We start from the raw sequence: 13,688 nt of genomic DNA, 5'->3' as shown, positions 1-13,688 counted from the left end.
GAACTATTGTTTTGTCTTTTTGATAGCAGTTACGTGTGTTTTTTTATTATTATCGATAGTAAGGATAGTTTTATGATGAAAAATACAAAATATTACAGTATTTATTGTTACTTCATAACACAAATAGTTACTTTTTTAGATTAAGGTGTGTTATTTGTGTAATTGTTTGGTATTTAGTGTTTTTGTGTGTTATTTTTTGTGTGAAATACTATGATTTATATCGTTTGTTTTCCAGTTTTTTAATTCTATTTCTAACTTCTTGCTGCATCTTTAAAAGATTGTTTTATCTTTGCTTTTAACAAAACCTTAACATTTCGTTGATAGCTTTTGTACACTAACTGTATTAGCCTGTTGGGCTCATCACTTTTGAAAAACATATATTAAAAGTTTCTTCGGTGCTTTTATCGTATTTAGTTAGATAAACTACTTATTTAAACAAACATAAACATATGAAACACAAACTACTCAGTTTTTTCGTGGGGAGTATGATCCTTTCTTCTGTTGCTTTTGCGCAAGAGAAGAAAGTAAGCGGTCGTGTAACTGGCGCTGACGGGAAACCGTTGGTAGGAGTTACAATTGCTGTTCAAGGATCAAACATTGCTACTCAAACAGATGCAAATGGAAAATATTCTTTATCAGTTCCTGTTGGTAAAGTAATGGTTTTCAGGTATGTCGGTCATTCTGATAAGACTATAATCGTTAAAGATGGACAGTCATTATTCAACGTGTCACTAGAGGATCAGAATACAGCATTAGATGAGGTTGTCGTAGTCGCTTATGGTACTGCCAAAAAAGAATCTGTGACTGGATCCGTAACCTCCGTCTCTGCTAAAGATATCGAAAAGAGACCAGTTACCAATGCATTTGCAGCTTTAGAGGGATCTGCTGCTGGTATTCAACTGAACAATACTTCTGGTATGCCAGGTGCAGAACCTAGTATAAGGATTCGTGGATTTTCATCACTAAATGGTTCGAATGACCCTCTTTATGTTGTCGATGGTGTTCCTTTTGGTGGTAATATCTCCGATATAAATCCGAATGACGTAGAAAGTATATCGGTATTGAAAGATGCTTCTTCTTCAGCTTTGTATGGTAGTAGGGCAAGTAATGGTGTTATTATTATTACAACAAAGAAAGGAAAAGCTGGACGCTCACAAGTGAATGTTTCCACTGATCAAGGGTTTTATTCAAGAGGTATTGCAGAATATAGCCGAGTGAATGATAGACAATTCATGGAGGCTATGTGGATGGGGTATCGAAATAACTTATTGACAAGTAGTTCAACCAAATATCCGACAACCCAATCGGCAAATGATGAGGCTTCAAAGTCATTGGTAAGTAACTATCTTAAACTAAACATTTATGATAAAGATGATGATAAATTATTTGACGCGAATGGTAAGCTAGTTTCCGATGCGCAAATTAAAAGTGGATATCGAGATGACTTGGATTGGTTTAGTGAAGTAGATCGTATAGGACATCGTCAAAATTATAATATTGATGGGAATACAGCCACGGATAAAGCAAAAGTTTTTTATTCTACTGGATATTTGGACGAAAAGGGCTATATTAAAAATTCAGGTTTAAAGAGGTTTACAGGTCGTTTAAATGCAGAATTGCAAGCTAAAAATTGGTTTAAATATGGCTTCAATTTAGCAGGATCACACCAAATTTCAGATAGAATAAGCGGTTCCACGGATGATGCTGGTTCTTTCACAAATCCTTTTAATTATGCACGTTCAATTGCACCAATTTATCCGATTCATCTACATAATCCTGATGGTACCTATGCATTAGATGCTTTAGGAGATAAACAATTCGATAATGGTGAATCAACAAGATTACAATATGTTGGAAGGCATACTATTTGGGAAAATGAATTGAACAGTGATCAAACGATTAGAAATACTGTCAACGGTCGAGGATTCCTCGAATTTAAATTCCTGAAAGATTTTACGTTCACGCTAAATGGTGATTTGAATCTTCGTAATTCTGAACGCCGTACCTATAATAATGCAGTGATAGGAGATGGTAATGGACAAGGTCGCGCTGCTAGAAATATTTATCGGTACAAAAATTATACGCTACAACAACTGTTAAGTTGGAATAAGGACTTTGGAAAGCATCACGTTGACGTTTTAGCAGGACATGAAAATTATTCCGATAATTGGAGCTACTTGTATGGTTATAAAACGGATGAGACGTTTGCTGGAAAAACTGACATGGTTAACTTTACCAAGATTACCTCTTTGTATGACTACCAAGAGGACTATCGCGTCGAAAGTTTCTTGTCTCGCGCTCGCTATAATTATGATGGTAAGTATTTTGCTGAGGCCTCCTTTAGAAGAGACGGATCTTCTAGATTCAGCCCTGAAAATCGTTGGGGTAACTTTTGGTCATTAGGTGGAAGTTGGATAGTTTCCAAAGAAGACTTTTTTAAAGATGCACTTCGTGTCGTCAATGATTTGAAAGTAAGAGCATCTTATGGAGAAGTTGGAAATGATGAAAGTGCTAATAAATATGCACACTTAGCTTTGTATGATATAGATCAAAATGCAAATATGGCGGCTCTTTATAAAAAACAAAATGCGTCGCCGGATCTGATTTGGGAAACTTCAAGTTCTTTTTCTGCAGCTATTGAGACACGTTTATTCCAGCGTGCAAATTTAAGCTTTGAATACTTTAATAAGCAGTCACAAAATCTGATATTTGACGTTAATTTGCCGCTATCTGCCGGTGCGACATCTACTTCTTCTGCTGTTTCCACAATTACACGTAATATCGGTTCAATGTCAAATCGCGGTTTTGAGCTAACATTTGATGTCGATGTTTTGAAAGGTGATGGATGGAAATGGAATATTGGAGCGAATGCAACATGGTTGACCAACAAAATATTAGCATTACCAGAAGAGAATAGAGAAAATGGTATTATCACTGGTAATTTTAAATGGATGGAAGGACGTGGAAGATATGATTTCTGGATGTTTAAATTTGCAGGTGTAGATCAAATGACCGGGCGTTCTCTGTATCTTCCAGATACACAAAGATTTAATGTAAATGGTTCAGCTCCTGATAAGGCAGCTATACCAGCTGCTGAATTAATCGAGATTAACGGAAAATATTATGTTACCAATCCATCCAATTATGGTGTAAGGGATTGGTCGGGATCTGTTATTCCTAAGATGAATGGAAGTTTCAATACCAACTTTGAATATAAGAATTTTAGTTTTTCGGCTTTATTTACTTACGCTATCGGAGGTAAAGTATTTGATTCGTCTTATGCAGGTTTAATGTCTATGTCTGGTACGCCAAGTGCTATGCATACAGATATTATGAAGTCATGGAATGGAATTCCTGAAGGTATGACTGCGACTTCTGTAAATAGATTGGATCCGAATAGTATTCCAGCAATTAACTTTTCACAGAGCAATATGAACAACTATTCAAGTGATCGTTTTTTAACGGATGGCTCTTATTTAGTTATCAAAAATATTGCGGTGGGCTATAGTTTGCCAAAAACATTAGTTAGTAAAATAGATTTGTCTTCAGTAAGAATTGTTGCGGGGATCGAAAACTTGGCAACAATGACGAAACGCAAAGGAATGAACCCGCAACAGCAATGGAATGGTACTAGTACAAATGCTTGGGTAACTCCGCGTACTGTATCTTTTGGAGTAAAAGTTGGACTATAAGAAATAAAAGGATGAAAAATATAAATTATATTAAAGTATTATTTGCAGGAGTGTTGTTGCTAGCTTCCTGTAAAAAGGACTATTTAGAGACACTTCCTACAGACTCTGTAAGTACTCCTACGGTATTTGAAACAACAAAAAATGCCAAGTTAGCTGTAAATGGCTTAGCTAAAATGATGACCCAACAATATTTGGGAAGCCAGGGCTTTAATGGAGAAGGAACAATCAAAATGTATTACGGGAATTATCCTGGAAACAATTTTTTTGTCAACTTAAGTGGTTGGGCCGATATCATTAATGCAAATTACAATCAAAATTTAACAAGTATTTACCTTTATTATCCTTGGTATTATTATTACAAGATTATAGGTAATGCAAATCAAATTGTAATAAGTATTGATGGAGCGGAGGGACCAGCCGTTGAAAAAGATTTCATAAAAGCACAAGCATTAACCTTTAGAGCATACAGTTATATGATGTTAGCTCAGATTTACGGAAATAGATGGAAGGATTCCAATAATGGTCAAACTGGAGGCTTAGTTCTAAGAACCGACGTATCAACAGGAGACATGCCTTTATCTACTTTAGGGCAGACATATGATTTAATTTATAAAGATTTAAATGACGCAATAGCGCTATATGAATCGTCTAAATTGGATAGAGAATCCGACAAAAATTTCCAAGTGAATGAGGATGTGGCTTACGCGATTTACGCAAGGGCAGCACTAAACAAACAGGACTACGTTAACGCAGAAAAATATGCAGTTCTTGCTCGTAAAAATTATAAATTGATGAGTAACGCTGATTATAAAAACGGTTTTTCTACTCCGAATGGCGAATGGATATGGAGTAGTTATGGAGCCTCTGATGAAACGTTATATTTCTATTCATTCCAGTCTTATATTGCCTATAACTCAACAGCTAGTGCCGTAAGAACAACACCAAAATGTATCAGTAGAGAATTGTTCGATAAGATACCGACGACAGATGTTCGTAGAGATTTATTTTTGGATCCAAAGAATGAAGCATATACTACCGCAACGGGTATTGCGGGGACAGCTATGAAAGCGAGAGCATTTAAGTTGTTCCCAGATTTACAAGCTACTGCAGTTCCTTTTGCGTATATGAATTTCAAATTTAAAGCGAATGATATACCTGGTATCGGTCATGTGAATCATTTTAGGGCTTCCGAAATGTATCTCATTGAGGCTGAAGCGAAATTTTTCCAAAATAAGGCAGCAAGCGAAGTTCAAGGTGTTCTTAATGCATTAAACGCTACTTCAGGAAGGGATGTGAATTATGTTTGTACAAAAACAGGAACAGATCTACTTAATGAAATTAAACTTTATCGCGCGGTTGAACTATGGGGCGAAGGATTCGATTGGTTTGATATGAAACGATGGGGAGATACTATTGTGAGAAAAGACTTTGCTAACGGTGGTAATTATTTGACTTCATTGGTTACTACAATTAAGCCAGAAGATAAAAATAAATGGACTTGGGCTATACCTCTTCGTGAAAGCGATTATAATAAGGGGTTGGAATAATTTTAAGAAGGAATCAATAGTTAGGTGGCCGATACGTGAATTTCATGTATCGGCCATTTTTATTTTAAAATATAATCGAGATCGTATGAGTTCTCAATGTCTGGAAACGACCTCCAAGGTGATATATTACTAAATCGTTAATTTTATGTATATAAATTAATAGACTAACAATTTATTAATATTAACTTAATATTGAGAATCTATTTTTACGCCGTTGAAAGATGATGGAATAGAAGAAGGAAAAATGATTCTGCTCGTATCATATCATCAAAAGCGAAAAAGATAATTTATTTAAAATTCTCATGAAAAAAGCACTTTTACTCTTAGCTCTGATAGGACCCGTTGTAGCACTTGCGCAAAATAATAATGCGCCCTCCAGCTATGATCCACATGATATCAAGATTACGGGGTATCTTCAAACACAGTTTCAAAAGGCGCAATCTCCTGGAATTACGTCCTTTTCAGGTGGGGATTTTTCAAAGAATTCGGATAACAGATTTATGATCCGCAGGGGACGTCTTAAAATTGACCGTGTGGATACCTACTCGAGTATTGTCTTTCAATTGGATGCTACTCAAGACGGTGTACAACTAATGGATGCCTTTATTCAATTGCGTCACCCAAGTCAAAAAGGCCTTAGTTTAACTGCGGGACTTTTCAATAGACCTTTTGGATATTCCATTGTATACTCATCGGGCTATCGTGACTTTCCGGAACGGGCACGTGTATTCCAGACGTTGATGCCACGCGAACGTGATCTTGGAGGGATGGTAAGTTATCATCCTGGGGGTAAAGTTAAATTCTTAAATTTAGATTTAGCCCTGGTGAACGGTAGTGGTCACTCCGCTAAGGACTATGATTCTAAAAAGGACCTGATCGGTAATCTTGCTTTTAAATTTGATAGTTTAGCCGATAAAAAACTTCATTTGGGTTTTGGCGGCTCGTTCTATAAAGGTTCAGTGCGTAATGATACGAAAACGTACTATACGCCCAATAGCAATGGTTATACAGCGCATACCAGTGATGAGAATGAAGGTAAAGCCATCGGCAGGAACTATTATGGAGCAAACTTACAGGTCGAGTTTGATAATAGCTTCGGGAAATCCAGTTTCAAAACCGAATATGTGGCAGGAGACCAGCCTGGAGTTGCCGGTGGTGTCGATATTAAAGGACCTTACGCCAGCAGAAGTTTTACAACCCAGCCGACAACAGACCTTTATCAACGTAAATTTAATGGATACTATCTTTGGTTTACGCAGGAGATTGCGAAGACCGGTATTACTGCATTGATAGCGTATGACGTATATGATCCAAATACGAAAGCAAGTGGCATGACAATCGGCATGCCTGATAATTTTACGGCCGATGGCGATGTTAAGTTTAGTACGCTGGGCTATGGTCTTGCATATCAGATTAACAATAGGATAAAACTGACTGTATATAATGAGCATGTAACGAACGAAAGCACAAGTTTACCAAACTTTTCGGCTGATCTGAAAGATAATGTTTTCACTACAAGGCTGCTTTATCGTTGGTAAATTGGCTCAGTGCTGTTTTTTCGCGAGTATCGGTGTTGAGGGATCAATATTTAGTTTGACCAATATAGTAGGTTGTTTAGGCCGTTTGATTTAGAGATCTCCCGACACTTAGATGTTTTTCCGAATCCGGCTCAGTGATGATGCGGTAATCCCTAAATAGGACGCTAACATGGCTAATGGAACACGATTGGCTAAACCGGGGTAAAGCTTTAAGAACAGGAGATAGCGTTCTTTGGCATCGAGATTCATCATGGTATTTGCCGTTTTTAGCTTACTTTCCACCACAAAAGCATAAAGTTTGGCCATCAACAACGGCCAAACTTTAATTTCCTTTTCAAGAAGCGTAAAATTCTCAAAATCAAGGCTCCAGATCTCACTATCTGTGAGGGATTCTATATAGTCGTTGGAAGGTGTTCGATCCAAGAAGCTCTGAAGATCCCCAATAAAACGACCTTCATAAATAAAATAACGCGTAAAATCGTCGCCTTTACTGTTGTAATAGAGCGAACGGAATACCCCCGATTCCACAAAAGCAATGCTATTGTTTACTTTACCGCAAGCGACAAAATAGCTTGACTTTGGAATACTCTTTTTTTCGAATGCTTGTCGAATTAAGTTCTCTTCTCGCAAATCGAGCTGTCCAAATTTTCGGATGTATTCCAGTAATTGCTCCATGTTACCTTTATATTACTTAGCTAATTTAATCAATTCTTCACGTTGAGGTCCTGTTGAAAGATACTTTATGGGAACTTCTAATTCTTCTTCGAGAAAAGATATAAATGTCCTCAAGGTTTGTGGAAGCAAGTTTGCTTGCTTGATATTACAGAAATCGGTATTCCAACCTTTTAAATATTTCCAGATCGGTTTAATTTTTTGTTCATAAGATTGGGAAAATGCTAAAGAAATTTTTTGTTCATCTATTTCATAATGGGTACAGACGGGGATTTCAGCCATTTCGTTCAAAATGTCGGCTTTCGTAAGAACGAGTTCCGTAACTCCGTTTAACATGATGGCATATTTTAATGCTGGGATATCCAGCCAGCCGACACGACGGGGACGTTTGGTATTGGAACCGAATTCAGCTCCTTTGTCCCGTAAATCATTGGCAGCTTGTCCTGTGATCTCTGTTGGGAAAATACCATTCCCCACACGAGTGCAATAGGCCTTTGTAACACCATAAATTTTATCCACCAGTTTAGGCGACACACCCAAGCTTACACAGGCTGCGGAGGCTATCGTATTTGATGAGGTCACATAGGGATAACTTCCATGGTCGATATCAAGCAGAGTTGCCTGCGCGCCTTCCGCCAATACCTTCTTCCCATCTCGGATTGCCTTATTCAGAAAGATTTCGGTATCTATAATTGGCACTTGTTTTAAGGAAGTGCATCCTTGAATAAAATTGTGGTAGAGCTCTTCGAATGCAGGCATTTCTTGCCCCAAAAACTGTAGTTCTTTGTATTGACGGTTTAAATTTTGATATACGTCAGTATCAAAACTATCCGAGTGAAGATCACCAACGCGAAGGTTCTGTCTGAGTATTTTATTGGAATAGCTTTGCGCAATTCCATTTTTGGTCGTTCCTATCGTGCGATACAGTGGGGACTGTTCCATATAGATATCCCAATAACGATGGGTCGGTAAAACGAGATGCGCTTTTTGGGATATCAAAATCCTATTGAAGAGATCTTGATCTGGCATAATGTGCGCTAGTTCTTCGATTTCTGCTTTAAATGCTAATGGGTCAACGACCACACCGGTGCCAATAATGTTTTTGACATGCGACGAAAAAATACCCGATGGGAGTAGTTTAAGCGTAACTTTGTTACCTTGATAATAAATACTATGTCCGGCATTCGCGCCGCCATTAAAACGGGCGATAATATCATAGTCGCTTCCGATCAGATCAATGAATTTTCCTTTACCTTCGTCTCCCCATTGGAGCCCAATTAGAATGTCCATGTTGCGTTTGTCTTGAAATTATTGTCAAAGCTAGGGCTTGCAAGGCGGAGGGCAATTGCCATTTGGCAAAAAGTGCTCCTCATTATCATTTGGCCAGCAGTCTTAATGCGTTTGGATTGCGCTTAAGCTTGTTTGTGTCCCAACCGTTGTACTTTTTGTAGCCATTTATTCCGTTTAATAGGATCGGAAGTTTTGATAATTCCGATATAGGTGACTTTAACCGGCGATATTCCACAAAATTGAAGGGTTGATCTTTTTAATTGATTAACACTTGGTCTGCCGTAAACTAAAGCATAATACCAACTTGGTTGATCGAGTGTTGTAATGATCCGAGCAGATTTTCCTTTGAGTAATTTGTCCCAAAAAAGAGAGTTTTCGCGATATTGAAAAGCCCGTCCAGGTAAAAAAAGTCTATCGATAAAGCCTTTCATCAAGGCTGGAAGGCCGCCCCACCAAACGGGATGTATCCAGACCAAATGATCGGCCCATAAGATGTCTTCCCAGGCAAGGAGTAGGTCCTGCTCAAGTTCTGTCCGTTTACGATAACCAAATTCAAGGTTTGGATTGAAATCTAGGTCAATAATATGGATTGTTCGTACTGTAGCTCCGGACGCTGCCGCAGCTTCTTGATAGGCATTTGCGATGCCAAAATTGAAAGATTCCCGATTCGGGTGGCCATTGATAATCAGTATTTTTTTCTGCATGATGTTATACTACATCACAAAAATAGAGATACGCTTACCGTCTTTATAGGACAAATGTCTAAAAAGAAATTTCGCTGCGGATACGACTTAAATGACGTTGTGTAATGCCTAAATAGGAAGCGAGGTATTGTAAAGGAAGCTGTTGGATAGAATCAGGATGATCTTTGAGTAAATTGGCATAACGTTGTGATGCGGTTTCTTTTTGTAATTGAAAGACGCGTTTTTCAAGTTCAAGATATTGTTCCTCGGCAATCATTTTAAGGTATTTTGTCCATTTTAGGCTATTCGTAGCAAGCTTATCAATCATATTTTTTTTGATCGTCCACAGTTCGGCAGGGGTAATGGCCTGCATGGTCTCCATACTTGGCCCGCCTGTAATAAAGGAGGAGTAGGCCGCTATCCATGTATTGGGAAAGCGGAAACAATAGGTAATATCTTCCCTATTCGCACTGCTATAATAAGAACGGAAGATCCCTGATTGTATAAATGCAACCTCATGACAAGGTTGATTCTCTTTAACAAAAAAGTCGTTTTTGTTCAGCTTTCTGTATTCAAAAAGCTGAACAATCTGATTGATCTCTTCTTCGTCGAACAGACGCAAAGACCGAAAATATGTTGCTATCATGAAGTCCAAACTTAGAAAAATTGCGGTGTTCCTACAAGATAAATTCGATGTGTTTTAATCGGCTCAATGTTTAGTTTGCCGATTGAGCAACAGGGTAGATTTTTAATTCGCATCAATTAGAATGGCCAATTGCAGGCACATTTGATCGGAGCGATTGCTCCAAGCATGATTGGTGCCGCGTTGGATGACAATATCGCCGGCCTGTAAAAGCGTTTCTTCTGTGTCTGTAATCAAGTAAATCTCCCCTGTAAGAATAACGATGTAATCTAAACTTGCTGTCTGATGCATGACATTAACCTTAGCTATTGTAACAAATTGACAATGATTAAAGTGTATTATTCGCAAGTAAGAAGTCTCCGTAGAAATCGGGGATATTGCTGTCGTAAATTGCATTTGCGACAGCTGTTATTGGGTAGTTTACTTTAACGATCTCGGCATTAATTTCTTTTTCAGATAAGGTTATTATTGTGTAAGTTGCTTTTCTGTCTTTTTCTTTACTACGTCCGACGGAACCACAATTGATAAACAAGACATCTCCATCCTGTTGAATATAAGAATGGTGTGTATGTCCCATCACCAGAATATCGATTGCTTTTTGCTTTAATTGAGTTGATAGAGCACATTTTTGGGTTGATTCATGGATGTATTCGTCATTGCTTTGGAGACTGGCATGGACAAGAAGGATTTTCCTAAAACTCGTTCCAAGTTTGAAGGTTAGTTCAATGGTGTAGGGTAATGTTGCTAGCCATTTTTTATGAGGGGCCGATATCTCCTTCTTACTTAGCTTGATGGCGATTTCTCGATTTGAAGTCTCTATTACATCATGGTGTGGTAAAGGGATAATGGCTTCGTCAAAAGCAATTCTTTGGTCATGGTTTCCCAGTAGACATGGAATGTTTTTTTCTTGTATTCTGTCAATGACTTCATTGCCCCAGGGAGCGAAATCAACAAGATCACCTAAGCAGTAAATTTGTGTTAATCCTTTATTTTTGATATCTGTTAATACCGCATCCAATGCAATTAAATTGGCATGAATGTCACTTATTATGGCAAGTTGTATCATATTCTTATGCTACAAACATAATCATTCGGATAGTCAGTCAACGTACACTTTAAGAGGTAAAGAAGAAAATGATAATAGCATTATAATTTTTATTCTAAAAGAGGAGGAACTGGATGGGATTGGTGAAGAAATACTGTTAAATAAGCACATATCGAATAGGCTCAGATATGTGCTTATTTAAGTGATACGTTACTAAAGATTCATCCCGCCCGATACTTCAATGCGCTGTCCGTTGATCCATCTTGCATCTTCTGTACAAAGGAAGGCCACCACTCCACCGATATCATCGGGTACACCAGCAACTCCTAAAGCTGTAACAGCTGCAATATGCGCATTTGTTTCTTTGTTATCCCGCACATGCCCGCCACCAAAATCAGTCTCGATTGCGCCAGGAGCAACGACGTTTGCTGCAATACCTCGAGGACCGAGTTCTTTGGCAAGATACCTCGTGAGTACCTCGATTGCCCCTTTCATCGAGCCATAGGCAGATGATCCCGGAAATGCAAAACGGGCGAGGCCAGAGGAAATATTGATAATACGTCCGCCATCATTCAAATAGGGAAGAGCTTTCTGCGTGAGAAAAAATACCCCTTTATAATGGATATTATAAACTGTATCAAATTGTTCTTCTGTGGTTTCTATAAAGGGTGCATATAAGGCAGTGCCCGCATTATTGATCAAAAAATCAAAATTAGACTTTCCCGTTTGTTGTAGCAAATGTTGCGTAACCCGTTCAATAAAGCCATTAAAGGACTGCACATTTCCTGCATCCAATTGGAATGCAGCTGCATGTTGCCCTAAAGATTGTATCGTAGCAACCACATGATCCGCTTCCTCCTGATTGCTATTGTAGGTTAAAATGATATCGATTCCTTTTTTTGCAAGGCTAACAGCCATGTTTCTACCTAAACCACGGCTTCCGCCTGTTACCAATGCTATTTTGTTTGTAGCCATTTTAATTTGTTTTAAAGATTCAATAGCACAAAGATCCGCCGAAAAGTTGAGCCTTTCCTTGCGAAATGCAAATGGATGTTTGCGAAATTCAAATTATAACGTTTGGGAACGAAAAATGTTTGGGGCAAAGCTGGTTTGCTTTTTGAAAAAATTGGAAAAATGGGCGATCTCCTCAAAGCCAAGTGAATAAGCAATCTCAGATATATTCCAATCGGTTTGTCGCAGTAAAATTTTTGCTTCCTGTGTGACTCTGGCTGCGATGACATGGCTGGTTGTTTTTCCAGTATTTTCCTTTAAAATTTTATTCAGGTGGTTGACATGTATGGCCAGTCGTTCCGCAAAATCATTAGCTGTTCGTAGTTGTAGGCGTTGCATCGGAGATTCAAGTGGAAATTGTCTTTCTAGCAATTCTACAAATAATGAAGTAATCCTATTGGAGGCGTTGTGTGTAGGATTTGTTATACTTTTGGGTTGCAGCTTTTGGCCATAATGGACGATTTCAAGCACATAATTTCGCAACAGATCGTATTTAAAAACGTAATCTGAAGATAGCTCTTTATTCATTTTTAGGAAGATTCCCTCTATTTCAATGCGTTGTTCTTCTGATAGTTGGAAAATCGGAAGGCCGCCTGGTTGAAAGATTGGCAAATCATCTATGATCACACCACTTTTATTCCTTGCCAGAAATTCATCGGTGAAAACGCAAAAATAACCTTTTTGATGCTCATCTTTCGGTATCCAATGGTAAGGAACCTTAGGAGTAGCAAATACAAGTGCCGATTCATCGATTTCGATTACTTTGTCGGCATATTCGGCTGTGTTTTTTCCTGTGATTAAACTGATTTTATAATACGTTCGCTTATTGTAGGGCATGATCGGTTTATCTTTCAACTTAGCGGCAAGTTCCTCATAACTGAACACATTAAAATGACCAATCTCTCTTGCGATCTCTTTTGGGATACTCGCATTGATCTCCCGATAAAATTGTTCGATGGAAGTTGTTTTCATTTAAGCCCTATTTGCAATAATCAAATGTAGTGCTTTTAGATTACATTCGGTAACAATGTACTTTTTTTGAGATTTTGCAATTCTCATTTTAATGTAAATTGCAAAATTATATTTTGCACAACATAAATCCTTGCCATACATTTGTACAAACAAAACAAATTAAAATATGAAAACGTTATATAACATCGGTGCGACAGCCAAGGGAGGACGAAATGGTCAGGTAAAAAGCGAAAATGGTGTATTGGATTTAGCTGTTCGTATGCCAAAAGGTCTAGGAGGGGCCAATGATGATTATGCCAATCCAGAGATGCTTTTTGCGGCTGGTTATGCGGCATGTTTTGATAGTGCCTTGAATTTAGTGATTAGATCAGAAAAAGTAAAAGCGGGCGAAACTTCGGTAACAGCCCATGTGAGTATCGGACAATTGGATAATGGTGGTTTTGGTTTGGCTGCAGAATTACATGCAAATATACCTGGTGTAAGCCTGGAATTAGCGCAACAATTGATTGAAAAAGCACATCAAGTTTGTCCCTACTCAAATGCAACAAGGGGTAATATGGATGTCAAATTGACGGTATCAACTAACGAATAATAT

General features: G+C 38.1%; 12 protein-coding genes. 4 read left to right on the top strand and 8 right to left on the bottom strand.

The window, feature by feature from the left end; translation table 11 throughout:
- Positions 1–449 precede the first annotated feature (449 nt).
- From B4Z90_RS19760 to B4Z90_RS19750, 3 genes are all read left to right on the top strand, one after another.
- Positions 450–3,692 carry a SusC/RagA family TonB-linked outer membrane protein gene (locus tag B4Z90_RS19760; protein ID WP_286803078.1) on the top strand — a complete coding sequence of 1,081 codons (3,243 nt, stop codon included), beginning with the start codon at positions 450–452 and terminating at the stop codon, positions 3,690–3,692.
- 11 nt (positions 3,693–3,703) lie between these two features.
- Complete coding sequence (locus B4Z90_RS19755; RefSeq protein WP_286803076.1) at positions 3,704–5,239, top strand: RagB/SusD family nutrient uptake outer membrane protein; 1,536 nt, start codon at positions 3,704–3,706, stop codon at positions 5,237–5,239.
- Positions 5,240–5,541: 302 nt separating this feature from the next.
- Positions 5,542–6,777, top strand: coding sequence for a porin (locus B4Z90_RS19750; RefSeq protein WP_070565147.1), 1,236 nt, complete (start codon positions 5,542–5,544; stop codon positions 6,775–6,777).
- A 108-nt stretch (positions 6,778–6,885) separates the two neighbouring features.
- On the opposite strand, the gene B4Z90_RS19745 is transcribed toward B4Z90_RS19750, so the two are convergent.
- The 8 genes from B4Z90_RS19745 to B4Z90_RS19710 form a co-directional block, all read right to left on the bottom strand.
- Positions 6,886–7,452, bottom strand: coding sequence for a Crp/Fnr family transcriptional regulator (locus B4Z90_RS19745; RefSeq protein ID WP_070565150.1), 567 nt, complete (start codon positions 7,450–7,452; stop codon positions 6,886–6,888).
- 12 nt (positions 7,453–7,464) lie between these two features.
- Entirely contained in the window at positions 7,465–8,739 is a 1,275-nt protein-coding gene (locus B4Z90_RS19740) for an adenylosuccinate synthase (RefSeq protein WP_070565152.1), read from the bottom strand.
- Positions 8,740–8,861: 122 nt separating this feature from the next.
- Positions 8,862–9,443 carry an NAD(P)H-dependent oxidoreductase gene (locus tag B4Z90_RS19735; protein WP_070565155.1) on the bottom strand — a complete coding sequence of 194 codons (582 nt, stop codon included), beginning with the start codon at positions 9,441–9,443 and terminating at the stop codon, positions 8,862–8,864.
- A 58-nt stretch (positions 9,444–9,501) separates the two neighbouring features.
- Positions 9,502–10,068 carry a Crp/Fnr family transcriptional regulator gene (locus B4Z90_RS19730; RefSeq protein WP_070565158.1) on the bottom strand — a complete coding sequence of 189 codons (567 nt, stop codon included), beginning with the start codon at positions 10,066–10,068 and terminating at the stop codon, positions 9,502–9,504.
- Positions 10,069–10,170: 102 nt separating this feature from the next.
- Positions 10,171–10,356 (bottom strand): cupin domain-containing protein, encoded by a 186-nt coding sequence (locus tag B4Z90_RS19725; RefSeq protein WP_236586118.1) that lies wholly within the window; start codon positions 10,354–10,356, stop codon positions 10,171–10,173.
- A gap of 37 nt (positions 10,357–10,393) precedes the next feature.
- Positions 10,394–11,131, bottom strand: a complete 738-nt coding sequence (locus B4Z90_RS19720; protein ID WP_046671713.1) for a metallophosphoesterase family protein — start codon at positions 11,129–11,131, stop codon at positions 10,394–10,396.
- A 192-nt stretch (positions 11,132–11,323) separates the two neighbouring features.
- Complete coding sequence (locus tag B4Z90_RS19715) at positions 11,324–12,085, bottom strand: SDR family NAD(P)-dependent oxidoreductase (protein WP_070565161.1); 762 nt, start codon at positions 12,083–12,085, stop codon at positions 11,324–11,326.
- 93 nt (positions 12,086–12,178) lie between these two features.
- Positions 12,179–13,093, bottom strand: coding sequence for a helix-turn-helix domain-containing protein (locus B4Z90_RS19710; protein WP_070565164.1), 915 nt, complete (start codon positions 13,091–13,093; stop codon positions 12,179–12,181).
- A 166-nt stretch (positions 13,094–13,259) separates the two neighbouring features.
- Between B4Z90_RS19710 and B4Z90_RS19705 the strand changes: the two genes are divergently transcribed.
- The gene (locus B4Z90_RS19705; protein WP_046671710.1) at positions 13,260–13,685 is read left to right on the top strand and encodes an organic hydroperoxide resistance protein; all 426 of its coding nucleotides are present in this window, start codon (positions 13,260–13,262) and stop codon (positions 13,683–13,685) included.
- Positions 13,686–13,688: the final 3 nt, after the last annotated feature.

Source organism: Sphingobacterium sp. UBA5639 (assembly GCF_002421245.1).
In the GTDB taxonomy this organism is placed as follows: Bacteria; Bacteroidota; Bacteroidia; order Sphingobacteriales; family Sphingobacteriaceae; genus Sphingobacterium; species Sphingobacterium multivorum.
This window is presented reverse-complemented; position numbering and strand designations above follow the sequence as displayed.